The organism is Stenotrophomonas sp. Steno-Z2 (assembly GCF_056393235.1).
The window spans coordinates 987,793-1,010,919 of sequence record NZ_JBWJOY010000001.1; the positions used below are offsets into that span (position 1 = coordinate 987,793).

Here is a 23,127-nt window from a genome sequence, read left to right on the forward strand (position 1 = left end):
TCCAGTGGCCGATGAAGGCTTCATCGGCCTAGCTTCAGCGCGCGCTGAAGTGCGTGCAGGCGGGCTCCCGCAGAACCGCCGCGGGCAGCCCGGGCCCGGTGCCTGCTACTTCTCCTTGCGCCAGTTCACCGACCCCCGGTTCTCCACGGTGCTGGATTCCACTTCGATGTCGAAGCCGCGGCGCAGCAGGTACTTCAGGGTCAGCACCGAGCCGCTGCCGATCAACGAGACGCCGTAGCCGACGTAGAGCCTGGGGGTGATGAATTTGCCCACGCCGAGCACGGCGCCGCCCAGCGCGCGCGACTGGCTGACGCCGGCGTCGTCGAGGCCGAGCTTGGCGCCGACCTGCGCGGCGAGCAGGCCGCTGCCGGCCGACAGCGCCGCCGAGGCGGCGTTGACCTGCTGCGCCTGGTCGCTGCTGGCCATGCTCAGGCTGCGGCCGAGCACCAGGTAGGACAGCGCCTCGGACTGCGACATCGCCGGGTCGGACCACACGTCCACGCGCGGCTGCTGCGCGCGGCCGGTGACGACGATGCCGGCGGTGACCTCGCCGATGCCGCGCTGGGCGCGGATGTTGATGCGCGGGTCGGAAACCACGCCGTGGTTCCACAGCAGCTGGCCCTGGGTGATGGTCAGGTCCTGGCCGTAGGCCTTGTAGCGGCCGCTGACTTCCAGCCCGCCGTTGGCGGTCATCTCGCGGCCGGGACGCGCGCGCACCTGGAGCTTGCCGGTCAGCGCGCCCTTCAGGCCGAAGCCGCTCATCTTCACCTGGTCGCCGAGGCTGACCGCCAGGTCCATGTCCAGCGGCGAGGAACGCGATTCCTCCGGATCGACCGGGTCGAGCACCACCACATCCTCGGACACCGAGGTGCCGCGGTCCAGGCGCTCCAGGTCGATCGCCGCCTCGGGCACGTGCACGCTGCCGCGCAGTTCCATGGCGGTGCCGGCCAGGGTGAAGTCGAGGTCGGGGTTGGCGACCACGCGCAGCTCGCTGGTGTTGGACACCAGCACCTTGTCGCCGCCGATGTGCAGCTGCAGCGGCTGCGCGTCGCCGAACCAGGACAGCCCGCCCTGCACCTTCAGCGCGCCTTCGCCGCCGGTCTTCACCTCCGCGGCGATGCGCGCCGAGCCGTCGGGCTGGGCGGTGAAGCTGCCCTTGCCTTCGCTCAGGGTCAGGCCCAGCGCCGGGAACTCGCCGGTGAAATCGCTGAGTTTCGCCTCGCCGCCGAGCGTGGGCTGCGCGCGCGTGCCGCGCAGGCTGACGTGGCCTTCGACCAGCCCCTTCGGCCGCACCAGGTCGGGCGAGAACAGCTCCATCCAGTACAGCCGCGACATGTTCAGGTACAGCTCGCCATTGAGCGCGGCGTCGGGCTCCCAGCCGGTCTGCACCTTCGCATCGACGAAGCCGTCGCCCTGGAAGCCGACGCCGAGGTAGCCGTTGATGCCGCCGGGCTGCATGTCGACGTTGACGGAGAAATGGTCGTAGCGCACCAGTTCGCCGCGGGCGTTGTCGCCCAGGCGGATGCCGCCTTCCAGCGACGCGACCTTGAAGCTGCCTTCCCAGGCCTTGCCGCGCGGGCGCAGTTGGCCGTCGAGGGTGAGTTCGCCGCGCAGGTACATGCGCCGGCCGGCGTTGGGCGGCAGCCACGGCTGCACCAGCGCCAGCGGCAGCGCGTCGCCGCGCAGGCGCACGCCTTCGCGCGGCCACTCCGCGCTGGCGCACAGCGCGCCGCCGGTTTCCGAGCCCAGGCAGGTATCGCCCAGGCTGAAGTCGCTGCCCTGCACCGCGAACGCGGCCGGCTGCCGCAGCTGCCACGGCGCGCCCTTGACCGGCGCCACCCGCAGCGAAGCCAGTTCGCCGCGCCACGCCTGCCCGGCCTGGCGCACGCTGCCGGCCAGCGCCAGCGCGCCCAGGTCGTTGCCGGCCTCCGCGTCCACGCGCAGGTCCTGCAGGCTGCCGCGCGCGTCGATGCGCAGCCGGTCGAGCAGCATGCCCGCCTGCACCGCGTTGGCCTGCACCTGCAGCGCGCCATTGTCACCGCGCCAGGGCAGGCGGCCGTTGATGCTGACCTGCCCGGCCTTCCAGTCGTCCCACTGCAGGCCATCGCCACGCAGGTCGGCGCTGATGTCTGGTTGCGCCGGCGTGCCGCGCACCTGCACGCTGCCGGCCAGGCTGCCGCTGGCGCCCGGCAGCAGGTCGGACAGATGCAGCGGCTGCAGCTTCGCGTCCACGTCCAGGCGGTCGCCGACCTTGCCCCTGGCCTCGATATGGCTGTCGCCCAGCACCAGGCGCAGGTCGCCCTCGCCCTGCGTACCGCGCAGCGCCACCTTGGCGCGCGCATCGACGCTGCGTCCGCGCAGGCGACCGCGCAGCTGCGGCACGTCCAGCGTGGCTTCGACGCGCAGGTCATCGGTGCCGGCCGGCGGCGGCAGCTGCTTGCCGGTGGAGGCGAGCGTGCCGGACAGGTTGCCTTCCCAGCCCGGCAGGAAATAACCGGGATCGAAGCTGGCCAGGCGCGCGTCCACGTCCCACGACAGCACCGGCGCCCACGCCGCCGAGCCGGTGAGGTCGAGCGAACCGCCGGGCGTGATCGCCTTGAGCTTCTCGATGCGCGCCTGCTGGTCGCTGCCGCGCACGTCGAAATCGAGGCTGGCGTCCTGCGCCTCGCGCGCGACCTCGGCCTTGCCGATCGCCGCCCAGTTCTTCAGGTTGCCGGCCACGCCCAGGCGCGCTTCCTTCAGGTGCATCGGCACCGGCGCGATCTCCGGCGCCGACGGATCGGGCGCGGGCGTCCAGGTCAGCTGGTGGGCCACCACCGCGAAGCGGAAGCCGGGATTCTGGGTATCGCTGAAATCGGCGCTGCCCTGCAGGCGCACGCTGCCGCCGAAGGCTTCGGCCACCAGCGGCGAGACGGTCAGCACCTGGTTGTCGATGCCGATGTTGGACGGCGCCAGTACCAGTTCCTGGTCGCCCTGGCGCACGCGGCCCTGCAGCCGCGCATTGCCGCCGCGGCCACGCGCGGTGAAGTCCAGCGCCAGCGGCGCGGGCGCCTGTGCCAGGTACTGCGCCGGCACGAGCTGGCCCAGGTCCAGTTCCTCGCTGCGCGCGGCCACGTTCCATACCGGGTCGGTGCGGCCGTCGAGCACCAGGCTGGCCTGCAGCGGCCTGGGCGCATGGCCGGCCAGCGCCACCTCCATGTGCGCCAGGTCGCCGCGCGCCACCAGCCCCAGCCGCGCGCGCGGCTGGCCCGGCCGCGCCGGCATCAGCGCGCGCACGGTGAGGTCGGTGCGGTAATCGCGGCGCGGCAGGTAGTGGCCGTCGATGCGGAAATCGCCCAGGTTGCTGGCGACCTGCAGCTGGGTGGCGCGGAATTCGCCGTCGGCCGCCTCCAGGCCGCCGCGGAGGCGGGTGATGTCGATCGGCGGCGCGTCCGGCTGCACGATGCGCAGGCCGTCGATCTCGATGGTGTCGGCCTGCAGCGCCAGCGGCAGTTCGATGGCCGGCAGCACGTCGGGCCAGCGCGGCAGCTCGAACGGCTTGTCTTCCGACGGCCCCAGCTCCAGCTGCGCATTGCTGATCCGCAGCAGGTCCAGGCGCAGCTTGCGCCCCAGCAGCGGGCGGATGTCCGGGTCCAGGTAGGCCTGTCCGGCGCTGAAGTGGATGTCCTCGTAGCGGAAATCCAGGTCGTGCAGCACCAGCGGCCCGGCCAGCGGACCCTCGACCCGGCTCCAGGTCAGCGACGAATTGGCGGGCAGCCGCGCCACTACCTGCGCCAGCAGCACGTCGCGCCCGGCCACGGTCTGCAGCAGCCAGTACAGGGCAACCAGGGCCAGCACCGAAACCACGCCGATGCCGATGCCGCTGCGGATCGCCAGCGTGCGCATGCGCGCCCGGCGCCGCGCGCGCAGCTCGGCGATGCGCGCCTCGCGCTCCTCGGGGGTGATGTCGGCGGAGGCGGCGGGATCGGGGCGGCGGCTCACAGGTCGGCTCCGATGTTCAGGTACAGCTGGAACTGCGAATCGGGGTGGTTCAGGCCATGGGCGATGTCGATGCGCACCGGCCCGACCGGCGATTTCCAGCGCACGCCGAAGCCGACGCCGGTGTGCAGGTCGATGGTGGTGTCGAAGGCGCTGCCGGTGTCCACGAACACCGCCGCGCCCCACGGGCCGCCGCCGAAGTAGTGCTCGTACTCGGCCGAGCCGACCACCAGGTGCTTGGCGCCGAGCGCGTACTTGTCCGGCGCCGGCGTGCGCGGGCCGACCTCGCGCCAGGCATAGCCGCGGATCGAGCGGTCGCCGCCGGCGAAGTAGCGCAGGCTGGGCGGCATCGCCACCAGGTCGCTGGTCCAGGTGGTGCCCGCCTGGCCGCGCAGGATCAGGCGGTCGGCATCGCCCAGCGGCATGTACCAGCGCAGCGTGGCGTCGGCCTGGATGAAGCTGGTGTCCGAACCGGCGCCCTCGATGCCGCCGCGCAGGGTGGCGTTGCCGCTGAAGCCGCGGCGCGGGAAGGTCTTGTCGTCCACGTCCACGTAGTCGGCGGTCAGCTGCGGGTATACCAGCGTCGAATACTGGTAGACCGCGTCGGTGAACTGGTCGCCGGAACTGTAGCGCCAGCGCTCGCGCAGCGCGTTGATGGAGGCGATGGCGGTCCAGTGCTCGTTGATCTCGCCGCTGCGACTGCCGATGAGCTTGAAGTTGCGCATGTCGATGTAGCGCGTCTGCTCGTCGTAGGCGCTGGCGGCGAAGGTGTACCAGCCATCGAGCCAGCGGAACGCCGGAACGCGGTAGCTGGTGATCAGGCTCTTGCGCTTCTGCGCGTAGTCCAGCTGTGTATTGAGCTTGTGGCCGCGGCGGTTGACGTAGCGCCGCTCGACGCCGCCGCGCACACCCGCGCCGCTCTCGCTGCCGTAGCTCAGGCCGGCGGTATAGATGGTGCGCTTGGCCAGGGTGAGGCTGACGTCCACCGGCACCTCGCCGTCGCCATAGGCGTCCTCCGGGTGCGGCTGGATGTCGATGGTGCTGAAGTAGTCCAGCTTGGTCAGCGATTCGCGCAGGCGGTCGAGCTTGCCCTCGTGCCAGTAGCTGCCTTCCTCCCAGTACACCAGCGGGTCGAACAGCCCCGGGCGGAAATAGTCCTGGTTGAAGCTGATCCGGCCCATGTTGTAACGGCGGCCGCTGTCCCAGCTCAGGAAGATGTCGGCGGCGTTCTCGGCGCGGGTGATCTCGACCTTGCGCTGGGTGAAGTCCGAGTCGAAGTAGCCGCGCTCGGACAGGCGCCGGGTGATGACGACCTTGCTGGCCTCGTAGGTGCTGTGGTCGAACGGCGCGCCCTCGCGCGGCTGGAAATCCTCGAGGTCCTGCTGCAGGTAGCGGTCGCGCGCGGCCGGGCCGGTGATGACCACCTCCGAATGGCGCACCCGCACCGGCTCGCCCTTGTCCACCTGGATCACCACCCGCACCGTGTCGCCCTCGCGCGGCGCTTCCACGGTGATGGTCGGGTTGTAGTAGCCGAACGGCTCCAGCGCCTGCCGGGTCTGCCGCTCGGCCTGCGACAGCAGGTATTCCAGGCGCGATTCGCCCTGCACCTTGCCGATGGTGTCGTACAGCGACAGCGAAACCTCGATGTTCTCGATGATGGCCGCGTCGTCGCCCTTGTCCAGCCCCTTGATCTGCACCTTGTCGATCGTGCCGCGGGCATGGGCGAAGGGAACGGCGGCGAACATGGCCAGAAAAAGGGGAAATGCGAGGTTCTTGGGCAGCATCGCGACAGCATACCGGTCGCTCGTGAAGGCCGGAATCATCACGTCGGTTTCACCCGGACGGTTAAATTATCGTAAACGCACCAGCCCCTCCGGCCATTCATGCATCGTTGCGGCGGCGCCGCGAACGAACCCGCTCCTGGAAGAGCGTCCGGACCGACTGGGTCCCGCCGTCCACCCGCCGCGAGCCAGGAATCCAAACCCATGAAACGCCAGTTGCTGAGCGCCGCCATCTGCGCGGCCATCACCGCCTATTCCCCGCTGTCCTCCGCCCAGTCCCAGGACACCACCAGCGGGAACAACGTGGAGACGCTCGACCGCATCACCGTCACCGGCTCGCTGATCCCGCAGGTCCAGGTGGAAACCGCCACGCCGATCACCTCGATCACCGCGCAGGACATCCAGAAGCAGGGCTTCAAGGACGTCTACGAGGTGCTGCGCTCGCAGCCGCTGGCCACCGGCGCCGTGCAGGACAGCCAGTTCTCCGGCGGCTTCACCCCCGGCGCCAAGCCGATCAGCCTGCTGGGCCTGGACCCCGGCTTCACCCTGGTGCTGATCGACGGCCGCCCGATGGCCGACTACCCGCTGCTCTACAACGGCCAGAGCAACTTCGTCGACCTGGCCAGCATCCCCACCGCGATGGTCGAACGCATCGACATCGCGCCCGGCAACCAGTCGTCGATCTACGGCTCCAGCGCCATCGCCGGCGTGGTCAACATCATCCTGAAGAAGAAGCTGGACGGCACCCAGATGAGCTTCCGCATGGGCGCCTACGATGGCGGCGGCGGCGGCAACCAGCGCTTCCAGCTGACCAGCGGCCGCAGCTGGGACCAGCTGGACCTGACCGCCGGCCTGCAGCTGAGCAACCAGGACCCGATCTACGGCTTCAACCGCAAGGATTTCGATTCCACCAACGACAACCCCGATGTCGCCGCCCGCTATGGCAGCCGCACCTTCGTGCACAACGCCAGCAGCGGCGCCTACATCGACCCGGGCGAGGCCGCCTGCGCACCGCTGTCCGGGCTGTTCGGCGGCACCACCATCTACGACACCCGCCCCGGGCGCGGCAACTACTGCGGCAGCCGCTACGAGCCGGGCTATTCGACCATCCTCAACAAGGAACGCAGCGCGTCGGGCTACGCCAACCTGAACTACGCGCTCAACGACAGCACCGACGTCTACGCCACCGTGCTGCTCAACCGCACCAAGAACGAGAGCAACTCCGGGTCGCGCTTCTGGCAGCCCTCGATCGATACCAGCGGCTACATCTTCAACAACCTCACCGGCGACCTGGAGAGCTACCAGCGCATCTTCTCGCCGGAGGAAACCGGCGACCGCGACTTCAACAACGAGCGCCAGACCGCCGATTCCTACAACGTCGCCCTGGGCATCAAGGGCACGGTGGGCCAGTCCAACTGGGACTACAACGCCTACTACGCGCGCTCGGAGTACCACATCGACAGCCGCCAGTGGTGGCCGCTGAAGGACAAGATGGAGGACTTCTTCCGCGAGCACTTCCTGGGCCCGCAGCTGGGCGACTATTACGGCTACCCGATCTACGAGCCCAACGACGCCGGCTTCTACCAGCCGCTGACGCCCGAGCAGTACCGCAGCTTCCAGGGCGAGATCCGCACAAAGTCCAAGACCTGGACGCAGAACGTCAACCTGCAGTTCACCAACACCGCGCTGTTCTCGCTGCCGGCCGGCGACGTCGGCTTCGCCGGCGTGCTGCAGGCCGGGCAGCAGTCCTGGAGCAACCCCACCGACCCGCGCGTGGTCAACGACCAGTTCTGGGGCCTGAGCGGCACCCAGGGCGCGGGCAAGCGCGACAACTGGGCCGCCGCGGTGGAACTGCGCGTGCCGATCTTCAGCCGGCTCACCGCCAGCCTGTCCGGGCGCTACGACGACTACAAGAACAAGGGCGGCGGCAGCGATTCGCGCGCGACGTGGAAGGCGGCGCTGGAGTACCGGCCGCTGGATTCGCTGCTGTTCCGCGCCAACTACGCCACCGCGTTCAAGTCGCCGGACATGGCCTACGTGTTCGCCGGCGACAGCGGTTTCTACACCTTCGTGCCCGACTACTACCGCTGCGCCACCGAGGAACCCGGCGTGCCGATCAGCCAGTGCTCCTACAACGACGAACAGGTGCGCGGCTCGCGCGCGGGCAACCCCGACCTGAAGTCGATCACCGCCAAGTCGTGGGGCGGCGGCGTGGTGTGGTCGCCCAACGCGCAGTTCACCGTCAGCGCCGACTACTACCGCATCAAGATCGACAACAAGGTCGCCGACCTGGACCTGGACCTGCTGCTGCGCAACGAGGCGGCCTGCCGCCAGGGCCAGCTGGATGCCAGCTCGCCCACCTGCGTCGATGCCCTGCAGCGCATCGGCCGCGCCGGCGCCAACGCGCCGCAGCCCAACCAGATCAACACGGTGGCGGTGAACCCGATCAACGTGGCCAAGGAGGACGTCAGCGGCATCACCGCCAACATGGACTACCGCTGGGCCACCGATGCGTGGGGCAGCTTCATGCTGGGCGCGCGCTACAACGTCACCCTCAAGCACGAAAGCCAGCAGTACCCGGAAGACCCGGTGATCGACCTGCTGCGCGACCCGTACTACTCCTCGGAGTTCAAGAACATCTTCAGCGCCACCCTGGGCTGGCAGATGGGCGACTGGACCACCACCCTGTACGGCATCCGCTACGGGCGCACGCCGAACTTCGCCGCGCAGGACAGCACCGAGGGCTATGCCGCCGACAACGCCGGCAAGGTCAAGGCATGGACCACCTTCAACCTGACCCTGGACTACGCGGTGACCGACGACGTTTCGCTGAGCCTGACCGCCAACAACCTGACCGGCGAACGGCCGCCGCGCGACCGCACCTATACCAGCTACCCGTACTACAACATCTTCAACTACAACGGCTACGGCCGCTCGTACATGCTGGAAGTGAACTGGCGGTTCGGACGCAGCCAGTAATCCGCGCGGTCAGGGGACGGAACGGGGGCGGCCATGGCCGCCCCTGTTTCATCCGGCCGCCCGCAGGCGCTCGCGCAGCGGTGCGAGCGGCCCGGCGTAGCGCCGCCATTCCTCGACATTGCGTGCGTGCACCGGCTCGCGCACCTGCACGCTGCTCAGCGTGGCGGTGGCCGCGGCGTTGCGGGTCAGGTCGCTGGCGCCCTGCTCCGGGGCCAGCCCGCAGCGGCCCAGCACCTGCGCCAGCGCGGCCTCGGGATCGCGCACCATCGCTTCGTAGTCGATCTCGAGCACCCGCCCGGGCAGGTGCCGCTGCCAGGCGCGCATCAACCCGGCGTAGGCGTGGTGGTGCGCGGCCAGGGCGTCGAGGTCGTAGCTGTAGCCGTAGGAGTCGCCGAACATCGCCCGGTAGTTGGAGAAGCACACCGCCATCGGATCGCGCCGGACATGCACGACCAGCGCCTGCGGCAGCGCGCGGGCGATGGGCCCGGCCAGCAGGTAGTTGGGCGGCAGCTTGTCGATGAAGCGGCGCTGGCCCTGCAGCCGCCAGCGCACCTGCCGCAGATAGCCCCGGCCGATGGCGCGGTAGTCCAGCGATGCCAGCGCCTGCAGCAGCGGCGGGTCCAGCAGCGCGCGCCCGGCCTGGTCGGCGGCCCAGCGCAGCTGCTGGGCGAAATCGCCCAGTTCGCCGGCCGACGCCACCTGCGAATGATTGCCGAGCATGCGCTCCAGCACCGTGGTGCCCGAGCGCGGCATGCCGACGATGAAGATCGGCTGGGCACCGCCGTCGTCCTCGACGCCGTCGGCCACGGCGAAAACGCCATCGGCCGCCAGCCGCGCCATGGCGTCGTGCTGGGCGGCGTCGGCCAGCCGGTCGTGGCGCAGCCGCCGCCACATCACCGCATTGCCGTGGCGCAGCGCGTCCCAGGCGCCATCCAGGTCGCCAAGGTCTTCCAGTTCCTTGTACAGCGCGAACCACAATGCCGCGGCGTCCTCGCTGTCGGCGGTAACCGCCTGCAGCTGCCGGCGCAGCGCGTCGACATGGTGGTCGCCGGCGTGCCAGCGGCGCAGGCGCGCGCGCGTCAGCGCGGCGCGGCCATGGCCCGGGCGCAACTGCAGGCAGCGCGCCAGCGCCTGCCCGGCCGCGTCCAGTTCGCCGTTGAACTGCAGCTGCACGCCGAGGAAGTAGTGGAAGTCGGGGTTGTCGAAACCGGCCGCGGCGGCACGCCGCATCAAGCGCAACGCATCGGCATGCAGGCCCAGCGACTGCAGCACGTGGGCCAAAGCCGCCAGGGTGGACGCATCGTCGCAGCGCGCCACGCAGGCCTGCCGCATCAGCGTCGCCACGCCTTCGCTGTCGCCCACCCGCAGCAGCGCCTGCGCCACCCGCAGCAGCAGGGCCGGATCGTCGTATTCCTGCGTGGCCGCCAGCTGCAGCTGCTGCACGGCTTCGCGCAGGCGCCCCTGGGCCAGCACCGTGCCGGCCAGCATCACCCGCGCATAGGCATGCGCGGGCTGCCGTTCCAGCACCGCCAGCAGGTGCCGGCGCGCTTCCGGCATGTCGCGCCGGGCCAGGGCGGCCTGCGCGCACTGCCAGGAGGCGGCGGCGTCCATGCCTCAGCCGGACAGGTGCTCGATGGCGGCCACGCTGCCCAGGCGCTCGCCCAGGGTACGCAGCAGCGCCAGGCGGTTGCCGCGCAGGGCCGGGTCTTCGGCGTTGACCATGACCCCATCGAAGAACGCGTCGACCTGCGGGCGCAGCCGCGCCAGGCGGCCGAGCACGCTGACATAGTCCTTGTGCGCCAGCGCGGCGCCGGTGTCGTCGATGGCCGCGGCCACCGCTTCGGCCAGTTCGCTCTCGGCCGGCTCGCGCAGCAGCGACGGATCGAGGGTGCCGGGAATGTCGCCCTGGGCCTTGCGCAGGATGTTGCGGATGCGCTTGTTGGCCGCGGCCAGCGCCTCGGCCTCGGGCAGCTGGGCGAAGGTGCCGATGGCGTCGATGCGGCGGTCGAAGTCGTACAGCGAGGCCGGCCTCAGTTCGGCCACGGCGTTGAAGTGCGTGGCGGGCACGCCCTTGTCGCTGTAATAGCCCCTCAGGCGGTCGATGACGAAATCAAATATCTCAGCAAGCTCTTTATTGGTGAACTCAGAGGTGCTCTCTTGCGAGACCTCCACCTTTGCGCCCTTCAATGCTGCATCCATCGCAGCCTCTGTCTTGCGGGCAGCAGCTGTGGCAGCGATATCTTCATTGACACGTGAATAGGCTTCGTAAATTAGGATCTTCAAATCCAGATCGAAGCCCGACTCGATGATCGTGCGCGCCAGGCCCAGCGCATTGCGGCGCAGCGCGAACGGGTCCTTGTTGCCGGTCGGCTTCAGGCCCGCGGCGAAGCCACCGGCCAGCGTGTCCAGGCGCTCGGCGATGGCCAGCACCTTGCCCAGCGGCGACAGGGCGATGTCGTCGGCCGCGAAGCGCGGCTGGTAGGCCTCGTCGATGGCCAGCGCCACCGCCGGCGACTCGCCGCCGGCCAGCGCGTAATGGCGGCCGGCGATGCCCTGCAGTTCCGGGAACTCGCCCACCATGCGCGACTGCAGGTCGTTCTTGGCCAGCTCGGCGGCGCGGCGCGCCTGCGTCACGTCCACGCCCACCTGCGCGGCGATGTGCTGGGCCAGCGCCGATACGCGCTGCACCTTGTCGGCCACCGTGCCCAGCCTGGCCTGGTAGGTGACGGTCTTCAGCCCGTCGCCCATCGCCACCAGGCCCTGCTTGAGGTCCTCGTCGAAGAAGAACTTGGCATCACTGAAACGCGGGCGGATCACGCGCTCGTAGCCCTTGGCCACTTCGGCCACGTCCTTCGACTCGATGTTGGCGATGCCGATGAACTTCTCGGTCAGCCTGCCGCCGGCGTCGAGCACCGGGAAGAACTTCTGGTTGATCTCCATCGTCTCGATCAGCGCTTCCTGCGGTACCGCCAGGAACTCGCGCTCGAAACCGCACAGCACCGCCGACGGCCATTCGACCAGGTTGACCACCTGTTCCAGGTTGTCGTCGGTGATGCGCGCCACGCCGCCGGCCTGCGCGGCGGCGGCGTTGACCTCGTGCACGATGCGCTCGCGGCGCGCGTCGGCATCGACCAGCACGTGCGCGGCCTTCAGCGACTCGACGTAATCGGCCGGCGTGCTCAGCCACACCTGCCTGTCGGCCATGAAGCGGTGGCCGCGGCTGAAGCGGTCGGACTTCAAGCCGAGCAGCTCGGCGTCGACCACGTCGTTGCCGTGCAGCAGCACCAGCCAGTGCACCGGCCGGGCGAAGGCGTACTCGTGCGCGCCCCAGCGCATCGGCTTGGGGATCGGCATCGCGGCGATGGCCTCGCGCAGGATCTCCGGCAGCAGCGTGGCGGTCTTCGCGCCCGGCGTCACCGAACGCAGCACGAAGCGCTCGCCCTTGGCGTCGGTGGTGCGCTCCAGCGCGGTCCAGTCGATGCCGGCCTTGGCGGCGAAACCCTGCAGCGCCTTGGTCGGCTCGCCGTTGGCGTCCAGCGCGATGTTGAGGTACGGGCCGAATACTTCCGAGTGCTGCTCGGGCTGTTCGGTTTCCACGCCCGGCAGCAGCACGGCCAGGCGGCGCGGGGTGGACAGCGGCTTGGCGTCGCCGCGCTCGAAGGCGATGCCGCGCCGGGCCAGCCCGTCGATCACGCCGTCGAAGAAGGCCTGCGCCAGGCCCGGCAGCGCCTTGACCGGCAGCTCCTCCACGCCCAGTTCGATCAGCAGCGGCTGCATGCTCATGCCTGCACCTCCTTCGCTGCCACCGCTTCCAGGCGCTTGGCCTCGTACAGTTTGGCCACCGCCTGGGCCAGCGCGCGCACGCGCAGGATGTAGCGCTGGCGCTCGGTCACCGAGATGGCGCGGCGCGCGTCCAGCAGGTTGAACGAATGGCTGGCCTTGCACACCTGCTCATAGGCCGGCAGCGGCAGGCCGGCCTCGACCAGCTTCTGCGCTTCCTGCTCGCAGGCATCGAAACGGTGGAACATTTCGGCCACGTCGGCATGCTCGAAATTGTAGGTGCTCTGCTCCACCTCGTTCTGGTGGTAGACGTCGCCATAGGTGACCGGCCGGCCGTCCGGGCCGTAGGTCCACACCAGGTCGTAGACGTTGTCGCAGTTCTGCAGGTACATGCACAGCCGCTCCAGGCCGTAGGTGATCTCGCCCAGCACCGGCCTGCATTCCAGGCCGCCGGCCTGCTGGAAGTAGGTGAACTGGGTGACCTCCATGCCGTTGAGCCAGACCTCCCAGCCCAGGCCCCAGGCTCCGAGGGTCGGCGATTCCCAGTTGTCCTCGACGAAGCGCAGGTCGTGCACCAGCGGGTCGATGCCCACCGCCTTGAGCGAATCCAGGTACAGCTGCTGGATGTTGTCCGGGCTCGGCTTCATCGCCACCTGGTACTGGTAGTAGCGCTGCAGGCGGTTGGGGTTCTCGCCGTAGCGGCCGTCGGTGGGACGGCGGCTGGGCTGCACGTAGGCCGCGTTCCAGCTTTCCGGGCCGATCGAGCGCAGGAAGGTGGCCGGGTGGAAGGTGCCGGCGCCCACTTCCAGGTCCAGCGGCTGGATCAGCACGCAGCCCTGCTTCGCCCAGTAATCGTTGAGGGTCTGGATCAGGCCCTGGAAAGTGATGGGAACGGTGGGAGTCGCGGACATGCTGCCTGGGCCGTACGGGTGGGTGCGCTAGTATAGCGAGCGACCGCGCGGCGGCCGCGCCAGCAAGGGAGTTTCAGGTGGAACAGCAGGCCGCGCAGAGCGCCCCGACCCCGCCCTCGCCGGTGGCCATCGCCCCCGGCCGGCTGCAGTTTTCCAACATCGCCGCGGCCCTGCTCGGCGACGGCCTGGTGGCCGCGCACGACCAGGAGCGCATCCGTTTTTCGGCGCAGGGCGCGCGCAACGCCAGCGAGGTGCACCCGCTGGTGCTGCTGGCCAACCTCAAGCTGGCCGCGGCGCCGCCGGCCTCCGGCGAGCTCGGGCTGGAGCGGCTGACCGAATGGCTGGCCGCGCGCACCGGGGTCCGCTACCTGCGCATCGATCCGACCCGGGTGGACGTGGCCAACGCCACCGCGGTGGTCTCGCACGCCTACGCGCGGCGCCACCGCATCCTGCCGCTGGCGGTGGAGGGCGAGCGGGCGCTGGTGGCCACCAGCGAGCCGATGGCGCGCGACTGGATACCCGACCTGCAGCACCTGAGCCGGCGCCGGGTGGAGATCGTGCTGGTCAACCCGCTGGACCTGCACCGCTATTCGATGGAGTTCTTCGGCGTCACCCGCTCGGTGCGCAACGCCCGCGGCGACGCGCGCGGCGACGGCAGCAGCCTGCCCAGCTTCGAGCAGCTGGTGGAGCTGGGCCGCGCCGGCGACGTCAACGCCGACGACCACCACGTGGTCAGCATCGTCGACTGGCTGCTGCAGTACGCCTACGAGCAGCGCGCCAGCGACATCCACCTGGAGCCGCGCCGCGACATGGGCCGGGTGCGGTTCCGCATCGATGGCGTGCTGCACAAGGTGTTCGAGCTGCCGCCGGCGGTGATGACCGCCGTGGTCAGCCGCATCAAGGTGCTCGGGCGCATGGACCTGGCCGAGCGCCGGCGCCCGCAGGACGGCCGCATCAAGACCCGCTCGCCGGGCGGCCGCGAGGTGGAAATGCGCCTGTCCACCATGCCCACCGCCTTCGGCGAGAAGTGCGTGATGCGCATCTTCGACCCGGACGCGGCGTTCAAGAGCATCGAGCAGCTGGGCTTCAGCCCGGAGGAGGCGGCCGGCTGGAACGAGCTGGTCGCGCGCCCGCACGGCATCGTGCTGGTCACCGGCCCGACCGGTTCGGGCAAGACCACCACCCTGTATTCCACGCTCAAGCGGCTGGCCACGCCGGACGTGAACGTGTGCACGGTGGAGGACCCGATCGAGATGATCGCGCCGGAGTTCAACCAGATGCAGGTGCAGGCCAACATCGACCTGGACTTCGCCAGCGGCGTGCGCACCCTGCTGCGCCAGGACCCGGACATCATCATGATCGGCGAGATCCGCGACCTGGAGACCGCGCAGATGGCGGTGCAGGCCTCGCTGACCGGCCACCTGGTGCTGTCCACCCTGCACACCAACGACGCGCCGTCGGCCATCACCCGCCTGCTCGACCTGGGCGTGCCGCACTACCTGATCGCCCCCACCGTCAACGGCGTGCTGGCGCAGCGCCTGGTGCGCACCCTGTGCCCGCACTGCAAGCGCGCCGACGTGCTCGACGAGGCCGACTGGGCGCCGCTGCGTGATGGCGATGAGGCATTACCTGATGCCATCCACGCCTGTGCGCCGGTCGGCTGCCTGGAGTGCCGGCGCACCGGCTACCTGGGCCGGATCGGCCTGTACGAGCTGCTGCCGCTGGGCCCGCGGCTGCGTTCGCTGATCCGCGCGGACATGGACCTGGCCGGTTTCAGCCGCGCCGCGCGCGCTGACGGACTGCGCACCCTGCGCCGCACCGGGCTTGAAAAGGTGGCGCAGGGGCTGACTACAATCGAGGAAGTCCTGTCGGTCCTGCCCCCAGCGGAATGAAGTCCCCGCCGTTCCTCATCATCGAAACCGGGCAGCCGTTCCCGACCCTGCGCCGCTACGGCCGCTTCCCGCACTGGATCCGCGTCGCCGCGGGGCTGGAGGCGGCCGAGACCGTGGTGGTCAACGTCGAACACGGCGAGCGCCTGCCCGGACGCCACGGCTTCGCCGCCACCATCGTCACCGGCTCGGCCGCCTTCGTCACCGACCGCGCCGAGTGGAGCGAACGCAGCGCCGACTGGCTGCGCGAGGCCGCGCACGGCGGCATGCCGCTGCTGGGCATCTGCTACGGCCACCAGCTGCTGGCGCATGCGCTGGGCGGGCAGGTGGACTACAACCCGGCCGGGCGCGAGTCCGGCACCATCCGCCTGGAGCTGGACCCGGCCGCCGCCGCCGACCCGCTGTTCGCCGGCCTGCCGGCCAGCTTCCCGGCGCAGGCCACCCACCTGCAGACCGTGCTGCGCGCGCCCGACGGCGCCACCGTGCTGGCGCGTTCGGCGCAGGACGGCTGCCATGCCTTCCGCTGGGGCGACCACGCCTGGGGCCTGCAGTTCCACCCCGAGTTCGCTACCCACCACATGCGCGGCTACGTGCGCGCCCGCGCCGACTGCATCGCCCGCCACGGCGGCTGCGCGCGCACCGTGTCGCGCCAGGTCAGCGCCGCGCCGCAGGCGCGCCAGCTGCTGCGCCGCTTCGTGCGCCACGCCCGCGCGGTGTAGCGCCGGCGGAACGGGGTCGAGCGCGCCCGACGCCGGAATGCAGGTTGCCGCGGCGCGACTCGCCCGTAACCCGGGTTCGGGCGATAATCGGCCCACGCCGGCGCGGTGCCGGCGCTCCCCCTTCTCGGAACTGCAATGGGCGATATTCGCAAGGTGCCGGCCTCCGCCGGCGCGGAATGGCTGCTGGCCGGTTTCGGCCTGCTCAGGCGCGCGCCGCTGGCGCTGGGTTCGCTGGGCATCCTGTGGGGCGTAGGCACCTCGCTGGTGCTGTCGCTGTCCCTGCTGGTGCCGGCGCTGGGCACGCTGGTGCAGCTGTTGCTGCTGCTGGCCGGGCCGCTGTTCATGGGCGGCCTGCTGTGGGCCGTGCGCGAGGTCGACCAGAACCGCCAGGCGCGCCCCTCGCACCTGCTCGAAGGCGTGCGCGAAGGCCGCGCGCCGCACCTGCTGGTGGCGCTGCTGCCGCAACTGGTGGCCGCACTGCTGCTGGGCACGCTGCTGCTGGTGCTGGTCGGCACCGACGGCCTGCAGCGGCTGTCGGAGGTGATGCTGCGGATCAACGAACTGAGCCAGTCCGGCGTGCAGCCGGACCCGGCGCAGATCGAAGCGCTGGTGGCGACGCTGCCGGCCGGGCGCATCCTGCTGTGGCTGCTGCTGATGCTGGCCGCCTTCGCCGCGCTCACCCTGGCGCTGTTCGTGATGCCGCCGCAGGTGATGTTCCAGCGCATCGGCGGCTGGCACGCGCTGCGCCGCAGCCTGCGCTCGAGCCTGCGCAACCTGCCGGCGATGCTGGTGTTCTTCGTGCTGGCCTTCATCGCCATCTTCGCGATCTATTTCGCGGTGATGATCCTGGCGGTGATCGTCGGCCTGGTCACCGGCCAGACCGTGGCCATGGCGGTGGCGCAGCTGCTGCTGATGGCGGTGCTGATGCCGGTGTTCGCCGGCGCGGTGTACGCGGCCTGGAAGCAGATGCTCGGCCCGGCCGGGGCGGCGCCGCCGCCGGCCGCCGGCCACGTGCTGGAAGCCTGACCGGCTCGCGGTCGGCGCGCCTTCAGCGATCGCGGGCGCGCTTGACCAGGTACATCGCCTGGTCGGCGGCGTGCAGCAGCGCCCCCACTTCCGCGCCGTCGGCCGGGTAGGTCGCCAGGCCGATGCTGGCGGCGATGGCCAGGGTCACCTCGCCGCCGTCGCCGAGGTGGGTCATCGGCACCTGCAGGCAGAGCCGCACGTCCTCCAGCCGGCGCCGCGCCGCGTCCACGTCCTCCAGGTCCTCCAGCACCAGCGCGAACTCGTCGCCGCCCAGCCGCGCGACGGTGTCGTTCTCGCGCAGCGAGCCGCGCAGCCGGCGCGCCAGTTCCACCAGCAGGGCGTCGCCCGCGGCGTGGCCCCAGGTATCGTTCACGCCCTTGAACCCGTCCACGTCGACGTAGACCAGGGCGAACATGCCGCCGTTGCGGACCGCGCGATGGTGCGCGCTCTCCAGGCGGTCCATGAACAGCGCGCGGTTGGGCAGGCCGGTGAGCATGTCGTGCATGGCCAGGTGGCGCATTTCCTGCTCCATCTGCCGGCGCTGCTCGACCTCCAGCTCCAGCTGGCGGTTGCGCTCGGACAGCTCGCGCAGCGCGTCGCGCAGCGCGACCCGGTGCCGGTACAGCTCCAGGAACACCTGCACCTTGGACAGCAGGATGGTCGCGTCCAGCGGCTTGGCCATGTAGTCCACCGCGCCGAAGCCGTAGCCCTTGAGCCGGTGCACGTCGTCGGCGTAGGTGGCGGTGACGAAGATGATCGGCGTCTGCCGCGTGCTTTCCTCCTGCGACAGGATCTCCGCCACCTCGAAGCCGTTGATGTCGGGCATGTACACGTCCAGCAGGACCAGCGCGAACTCGGAGTCCAGCGTGGCCTTGAGCGCGTCGTTGCCCGAGGCGGCCTCGACCACCTCGACGTCGAGCCTGGCCAGCACGCGGCGGATCACCAGCAGGTTGGCGGGGTTGTCGTCGACCGCCAGGATCTTCGGGCGCTGCGGGGCAACCGGCTTGGTCATGAGCATAGGGTTTCCAGCAAGGGAGGAATGCCGGCCAGCGGCAGGCAATGGTCGGCGCCGGCCAGTTCGAGCGCGGCCGCGGGCATGGTGCCGACGTGCGCGGTCCGCGGATCTTCCACGATCACGCGGCCGCCCAGTCCGCGTACCCGCCGGCAGCCGTGCGCGCCGTCGGCGTTGGCGCCGGTGAGCAGCACCGCGAGCAGGCGCTCGCGCCAGGCTTCGGCCGCCGACTCGAACAATACATCGATCGAGGGCCGCGAGAACGCCACGCGCGGATCGACGCTGAGCGCGAAGCGGCCGTCGTGCTCGACCAGCAGGTGGTAGCCGGACGGCGCCACGTACACCTGCCCCGGCTGCGCCAGCTGCCGTTCCTCGGCCTCGCGCACCGGCAGGCCGCTGCGCGAGGCCAGCAGTTCGCAGAACAGCCGCATGTCCTCCGAGCCGCTGTGGCAGACCAGCACCATCGGCACCGGCAGCGGCTGCGACAGCCCGCCGAGCAGCAGGTGCAGCGCCGCCAGGCCGCCGGCCGAGCAGCCGACCACGACCGCCAGCGGTGGCGGCTGGGCGCTCACGGCACCGCCCCGGTGTTGCGGTAAAGGCGCAGCTCGGCGTCCAGCGGCACGAAGCCGCGCGCGCTCGGCGCGAAGCGGATCGATTCGCGGTTGCCCAGGCACAGGAAACCGCCGCGCGACAGGCTGTCGCGGAACAGCCCGAGCACGCGGTCCTGCAGCGCGTCGGAGAAATAGATCAGCACGTTGCGGCACAGGATCAGCTGCGCTTCGCAGAACACCCCGTCGCAGACCAGGTTGTGGTTGGCGAAGGTCACCCGTTCCTTCAGCCGCTCGTCGAGCTTCATGAAGTCGTAGCGGGCGTGGTAGTAGTCCGACAGCGTGTGGCGGCCGCCGGCGGCCAGGTAGTTTTCCGAATACAGGCGCGCCTCGCGGATCGGGAAGATGCCTTCCTGCGCGCGCGCCAGCGCCTCGTCGCTGAAGTCGGTGGCGTAGATCTGGCAGCGCTCGTACAGGCCGGCTTCCTTGAGCAGGATCGCCAGCGAGTACACCTCCTGCCCGTGCGCGCAGCCGGCCTGCCAGATGTTGATGTGCGGGTAGGACGCCAGCACCGGGAACACTTCGTCGCGCAGCTTGCGGAACACCGCCGGGTTGCGGAACATCTCCGACACCGGCACCGACAGCCGCGCGATCACCTGCGGCACCATCGCATCGTCGCGCAGCACGCGCGCGGTCAGCTCGCCGACGTGCGCCACGCCCATGGCCTGCACCAGCTGCAGCACGCGCCGCTTCAGCGAGGAGGGCGCGTAGCCGCTGAAATCGTAGCCGTGGCGCCGCGCCATCGCCTGGACGAAGGCGTCCACCTCGATGTCGTCGATGTCCTCGCGGCCGGCGCCGGGCCCTATTTCTGCAGCCATACGCGGATCATCGACAACAGCTTGTCCAGGTCCACCGGCTTGGTCAGGTAATCGTTGGCGCCGGCTTCCAGGCATTTATCGCGGTCGCCGTGCATGGCCTTGGCGGTCACCGCGATGATCGGCAGTTCCGCCCACTGCGGCTGGCGGCGGATCTCGCGGGTGGTTTCGTAGCCGTCCATGCCGGGCATCATGATGTCCATCAGCACCAGCTCGATGTCGCCGTTCTCCTGCAGCTGCTGCAGCGCCTTGTAGCCGTCCTGGGCCAGGACCACGTTCATGCCGCGCGCGCGCAGCGACTTGGACAGCGCGAACAGGTTGCGCATGTCGTCGTCGACCAGCAGCAGCTTGCGCCCGCCCAGCTGGGTGTCGTCAGACGGCGTGGCGTGGGCGCCGCGCGAACCGATGCTGTGCAGGAACAGGCTGACCTCGTCGAGCAGGCGCTCGGGCGAGCGCTTGCCCTTGATCACGATGCTGTCGGTGTACTGGCGCAGCTTCAGGCTTTCCTCGCGGCTGAGCTCCTGCGCCGAATAGATCACCACCGGCGGCACCGCCACCAGGTTGACCGCGCGCTCGAGGAACTCGATGCCGGAAATGCCCCCCAGGTTCAGGTCGAGCACGATGCAGTCGTAGCTGTGGGTGGCGATGCGCTGCAGCGCTTCCTCGCCGGAGGCGACCTGGTCGATCTCGACGTTGTCGGCCTGCAGCAGCCGGGTCAGGGCCAGGCGCGAATCGTCGTCGTCGTCGACCAGCAGCAGCTTGCGCACGATCTTGCCGGCGACTTCCAGCAGGTGGTCGAACGCGGCGATCAGCGCCTTGCGGTCCACCGGCTTGGTCAGGTAGCCGACCGCACCCAGCGCCACGCCCTTGGCGGCCTCGTCCACCGCCGAGATGAAGTGCACCGGGATCGCCGCGGTCACCGGGTCGTGCTTGAGATGCTGCATCACCGACCAGCCATCCATGCCCGGCAGCATCACGTCGAGCAGGATGCCGGTGGGACGGTAGCGGCGCGCCAGTTCCAGGCCGCTCTCACCGTCGGCCGCGGCCAGCGCGCGGTGGCCCTTGCGGCGGATCAGGTCGACCAGGATGCGCGCGAACGCCGGGTCGTCCTCGATGGTGAGGATGACCGTGTCGCCGGCGGCGATGGCGTGGCGGTCGTCGGGTATCCAGTCGATCAGCGGCGCGGTGACCGTGCGTGCCGGCGGCGGCGCCTGCAGCGGGCGTTCCACCTGCGGCGCGGCCGGGCCGCCACCGCTTGCCGGCAGCGGCAGCAGCGGCAGCACCAGCGCGAACATGCTGCCCTTGCCCGGCTCGCTGTCCACCACCAGGTGGCCGTCCAGCAGTTGCGCCAGGCGGCGCGCGATGGCCAGGCCCAGGCCGCTGCCGCCGTAGTGGCGGCTGGTGCTGGAATCGACCTGTTCAAACGCCTCGAAGATGGAGTCCAGGCGTTCGGCGGGAATGCCGATGCCGGTGTCCAGCACCGCCAGCGCCACGTGCGCGCGGCCGGCAGGCGCGCCGACGCGCGCCAGCAGCGCCTCGTCGGCCAGGGACAGGCGCAGGGTGACCTTGCCTTCGCGGGTGAACTTGAAGGCATTGCCGAGCAGGTTGTTGAGGATCTGCTGCAGCTTGGAACGGTCGGTCACCAGCGCTTCGGGCACCTGCGGGTCGACGTCGATGGCGAACTCGAGCCGGCTCTCCACCGCCATGTGGCGGAAATGGCGCGTCACTTCGCGGGCGATGGCGTCCACGCGCACCTCCTCGCGGTGCACGTCCATCTTTCCGGCCTCGATCTTGGACAGGTCGAGGATGTCGTTGATCAGGCGCAGCAGGTTGGAACCGGAATCGTGGATCACCGCCGCCGCTTCCACTTCCTCGGCGTCGAGATGGCCGCTCTCGTTCTCGGCCAGTTCCTTGGACAGGATCAGCAGGCTGTTGAGCGGCGTGCGCAGCTCGTGCGACATGTTGGCCAGGAAATCGGTCTTGTACTGGCTGGCGCGCGCCAGTTCCTGCGCCTTGAATTCGGTCTCGCGCTGCAGCACCTGCAGCACGTCCTTCTGCTCGTTGAGCACTTCGGTCTTCTGCCGCAGTTCCTCGTTGGAGGCCTGCAGTTCCTCGGCCTGCACGCGCAGTTCCTCTTCCGAGGCGGACAGGCGCTGCGCCTGCTCCTCCAGTTCCACCGTCTTGCCCTGCAGTTCCTCGTTGGTGGCGCGCAGTTCTTCTTCCTGTGCCTGCAGCGCCACCTGCGAGCGCTGCAGTTCCTCGGCCTGGGCGCGGGTGCGCTCCAGCAGCAGCTGGGTTTCCTCGGCACGCCGGATGTTGTCCAAGCCCAGCGCCACGGTCGGCAGGACGGCGTCGATGAAGGCTTCCTGGGTCGGGGTGAAATGCTGGAACGTGCCGAACTCGAACACGCCCAGCAGGCGCCCCTTGAGCAGCAGCGGCACCGCGACCAGGTGCCGCGGCTGCGCCTCGCCCAGCGCCGAGTGGATGCCGAAGAACTCGTCCGGCACCTGCTGCACGCCGATGCGCTTGCGCTCCAGCGCCGCCTGGCCGATCAGGCCTTCGCCCAGGGCGTAGCGCAGGCCCAGGTGCTTGCGTCGCTGGAAGCCATAGCTGCCCTGCAGGCGCAGCTCGGCGGCATCCTCGTCCCACAGGAACAGCACGCCGATGCCGGCGCCGATGCGCGGGGCGATCTCCGACACCAGCGCCTGCGCGTAATCGCCGGGGTTCTGCGCCGGCTGCAGCGCGGCACCGACCTCGCCGACGCTGAGCTTGACCCAGTTGGCGTCGCGCGAGGCCAGCGAATTGCGTCGGAAGACCTCCAGCGCGCGGGCGATCGCGCCGATCTCGTCGCCGCGCTGCAGGCCGTTGATGTCCACGTCGAGGTCGCCGTCGGCCAGCCGCGTCATCCTGGCGGTGAGGCGGTTGATGGGCGACACCACCAGGCGCGAAAGCATCCACAGCGTGCCGACGATGATCAGCAACCCGACCACCAGCAGCACCAGCGAGATGGCATGCGCGCGGGCGATCCATTCGCTCATCGCGCCGCGCTCTTCGAGCAGGGTGTTGACCTCGGTTGTGTAGATCTCGGCCAGGGTGGCCGCCAGCGCATCGCCCTGGCCGGTGCTGACCCGGTGGAACTGCTGCCGCGCGGCTGCCAGGGTGCCGGCGCCGTCCTGCGGCGCCGCATCCGGCGCCAGCCCGGCCTGTACCTGCGCATCCCAGTTGGCGGCCTGCACCGAGGCGCGGCGGATGCGCTCGCTCTGGATGTCGTTGCCTACCTTCAGCGCAGCGGCCAGCGCCTGGTCGCGGTGCGCGCGCTGCGCGCGCAGGGTCTGCAGGGCCTGTTCGCCTTCGCCGAGCAGGTAGTCGCGGATCGCCAGCTGCTGCTGGCGCACCGCCTGGATGGCCTCCTCGACGTGGCGGATCACCTCGATCTGCCGGCCCTCGCGCCGGCGCGCGGCATCGTCCTGCCCGGAGGTGCGGTAGCTGACCACGCTGGTGGCCAGGAAACACAGGAACACCAGCCCGAATGCCGCCAGCATCTTGCCCAGCAAGGGCACATTGTTGATCCAGCGTTCCTTCCTGTCGCTCACGCGGCTCCCCCCGGTACGACCTGGCCACCGCCCCGG

The 23,127-nt window shown here is 70.2% G+C and carries 13 protein-coding genes; 4 read left to right on the top strand and 9 right to left on the bottom strand.

Annotation, left to right across the window (positions count from 1 at the left end):
• Window positions 1-105 precede the first annotated feature (105 nt).
• The gene (locus AC06FP_RS04325; RefSeq protein ID WP_478074752.1) at window positions 106-3,885 is read right to left on the bottom strand and encodes a translocation/assembly module TamB domain-containing protein; all 3,780 of its coding nucleotides are present in this window, start codon (window positions 3,883-3,885) and stop codon (window positions 106-108) included.
• A 92-nt stretch (window positions 3,886-3,977) separates the two neighbouring features.
• Window positions 3,978-5,762 (bottom strand): autotransporter assembly complex protein TamA, encoded by a 1,785-nt coding sequence (locus AC06FP_RS04330; RefSeq protein WP_478074626.1) that lies wholly within the window; start codon window positions 5,760-5,762, stop codon window positions 3,978-3,980.
• Between the two features lie 201 nt (window positions 5,763-5,963).
• On the opposite strand from AC06FP_RS04330, the gene AC06FP_RS04335 reads away from it, so the two are divergent.
• The gene (locus tag AC06FP_RS04335) at window positions 5,964-8,738 is read left to right on the top strand and encodes a TonB-dependent receptor (RefSeq protein WP_478074627.1); all 2,775 of its coding nucleotides are present in this window, start codon (window positions 5,964-5,966) and stop codon (window positions 8,736-8,738) included.
• Window positions 8,739-8,786: 48 nt separating this feature from the next.
• Here the strand turns inward: AC06FP_RS04335 and AC06FP_RS04340 are convergent, their stop codons facing one another.
• From AC06FP_RS04340 to glyQ, 3 genes are read right to left on the bottom strand one after another with little or no spacing between them, the layout of a single operon-like run.
• Window positions 8,787-10,349 (bottom strand): sulfotransferase family protein, encoded by a 1,563-nt coding sequence (locus AC06FP_RS04340; protein ID WP_478074628.1) that lies wholly within the window; start codon window positions 10,347-10,349, stop codon window positions 8,787-8,789.
• 3 nt (window positions 10,350-10,352) lie between these two features.
• Entirely contained in the window at window positions 10,353-12,521 is a 2,169-nt protein-coding gene (gene glyS / locus AC06FP_RS04345; RefSeq protein WP_478074629.1) for a glycine--tRNA ligase subunit beta, read from the bottom strand.
• Window positions 12,518-13,429, bottom strand: coding sequence for a glycine--tRNA ligase subunit alpha (glyQ, locus tag AC06FP_RS04350; RefSeq protein ID WP_478074630.1), 912 nt, complete (start codon window positions 13,427-13,429; stop codon window positions 12,518-12,520). Before glyQ ends, glyS begins: the two co-directional genes overlap by 4 nt.
• Before the next feature lie 122 nt (window positions 13,430-13,551).
• Here glyQ and AC06FP_RS04355 point away from each other — a divergent pair, with 122 nt between their 5' ends.
• The 3 genes from AC06FP_RS04355 (at window position 13,552) to AC06FP_RS04365 (ending at window position 17,063) form a co-directional block, all read left to right on the top strand.
• The gene (locus tag AC06FP_RS04355; protein WP_478074753.1) at window positions 13,552-15,321 is read left to right on the top strand and encodes a GspE/PulE family protein; all 1,770 of its coding nucleotides are present in this window, start codon (window positions 13,552-13,554) and stop codon (window positions 15,319-15,321) included.
• Window positions 15,318-16,037 (top strand): glutamine amidotransferase, encoded by a 720-nt coding sequence (locus AC06FP_RS04360; RefSeq protein ID WP_456117539.1) that lies wholly within the window; start codon window positions 15,318-15,320, stop codon window positions 16,035-16,037. The genes AC06FP_RS04355 and AC06FP_RS04360 overlap by 4 nt, the downstream gene beginning before the upstream one ends.
• Before the next feature lie 135 nt (window positions 16,038-16,172).
• The gene (locus AC06FP_RS04365) at window positions 16,173-17,063 is read left to right on the top strand and encodes a BPSS1780 family membrane protein (RefSeq protein WP_478074631.1); all 891 of its coding nucleotides are present in this window, start codon (window positions 16,173-16,175) and stop codon (window positions 17,061-17,063) included.
• 22 nt (window positions 17,064-17,085) lie between these two features.
• Here AC06FP_RS04365 and AC06FP_RS04370 read toward each other — a convergent pair whose 3' ends face one another.
• The 4 genes from AC06FP_RS04370 to AC06FP_RS04385 are packed head-to-tail and all read right to left on the bottom strand — an operon-like array spanning window position 17,086 to window position 23,091.
• Window positions 17,086-18,075, bottom strand: coding sequence for a diguanylate cyclase domain-containing protein (locus AC06FP_RS04370; protein ID WP_456117541.1), 990 nt, complete (start codon window positions 18,073-18,075; stop codon window positions 17,086-17,088).
• Window positions 18,072-18,647: a chemotaxis protein CheB gene (locus AC06FP_RS04375; protein ID WP_456117542.1), complete on the bottom strand. Its 576-nt coding sequence runs from the start codon at window positions 18,645-18,647 to the stop codon at window positions 18,072-18,074. Before AC06FP_RS04375 ends, AC06FP_RS04370 begins: the two co-directional genes overlap by 4 nt.
• Window positions 18,644-19,501: a CheR family methyltransferase gene (locus AC06FP_RS04380; RefSeq protein ID WP_478074632.1), complete on the bottom strand. Its 858-nt coding sequence runs from the start codon at window positions 19,499-19,501 to the stop codon at window positions 18,644-18,646. The genes AC06FP_RS04375 and AC06FP_RS04380 overlap by 4 nt, the downstream gene beginning before the upstream one ends.
• Complete coding sequence (locus tag AC06FP_RS04385) at window positions 19,486-23,091, bottom strand: hybrid sensor histidine kinase/response regulator (RefSeq protein WP_478074633.1); 3,606 nt, start codon at window positions 23,089-23,091, stop codon at window positions 19,486-19,488. Before AC06FP_RS04385 ends, AC06FP_RS04380 begins: the two co-directional genes overlap by 16 nt.
• Between the last annotated feature and the right edge of the window lie 36 nt (window positions 23,092-23,127).

What these genes read in the sequence shown, in the direction of transcription:
- AC06FP_RS04325 (WP_478074752.1), bottom strand. Translation starts at nt 3,885, where the DNA reads ATGCGCACGCTGGCGATCCGCAGCGGCATCGGCATCGGCGTGGTTTCG.
- AC06FP_RS04330 (WP_478074626.1), bottom strand. Translation starts at nt 5,762, where the DNA reads ATGCTGCCCAAGAACCTCGCATTTCCCCTTTTTCTGGCCATGTTCGCC.
- AC06FP_RS04335 (WP_478074627.1), top strand. Translation starts at nt 5,964, where the DNA reads ATGAAACGCCAGTTGCTGAGCGCCGCCATCTGCGCGGCCATCACCGCC.
- AC06FP_RS04340 (WP_478074628.1), bottom strand. Translation starts at nt 10,349, where the DNA reads ATGGACGCCGCCGCCTCCTGGCAGTGCGCGCAGGCCGCCCTGGCCCGG.
- glyS (WP_478074629.1), bottom strand. Translation starts at nt 12,521, where the DNA reads ATGAGCATGCAGCCGCTGCTGATCGAACTGGGCGTGGAGGAGCTGCCG.
- glyQ (WP_478074630.1), bottom strand. Translation starts at nt 13,429, where the DNA reads ATGTCCGCGACTCCCACCGTTCCCATCACTTTCCAGGGCCTGATCCAG.
- AC06FP_RS04360 (WP_456117539.1), top strand. Translation starts at nt 15,318, where the DNA reads ATGAAGTCCCCGCCGTTCCTCATCATCGAAACCGGGCAGCCGTTCCCG.
- AC06FP_RS04365 (WP_478074631.1), top strand. Translation starts at nt 16,173, where the DNA reads ATGGGCGATATTCGCAAGGTGCCGGCCTCCGCCGGCGCGGAATGGCTG.
- AC06FP_RS04370 (WP_456117541.1), bottom strand. Translation starts at nt 18,075, where the DNA reads ATGACCAAGCCGGTTGCCCCGCAGCGCCCGAAGATCCTGGCGGTCGAC.
- AC06FP_RS04380 (WP_478074632.1), bottom strand. Translation starts at nt 19,501, where the DNA reads ATGGCTGCAGAAATAGGGCCCGGCGCCGGCCGCGAGGACATCGACGAC.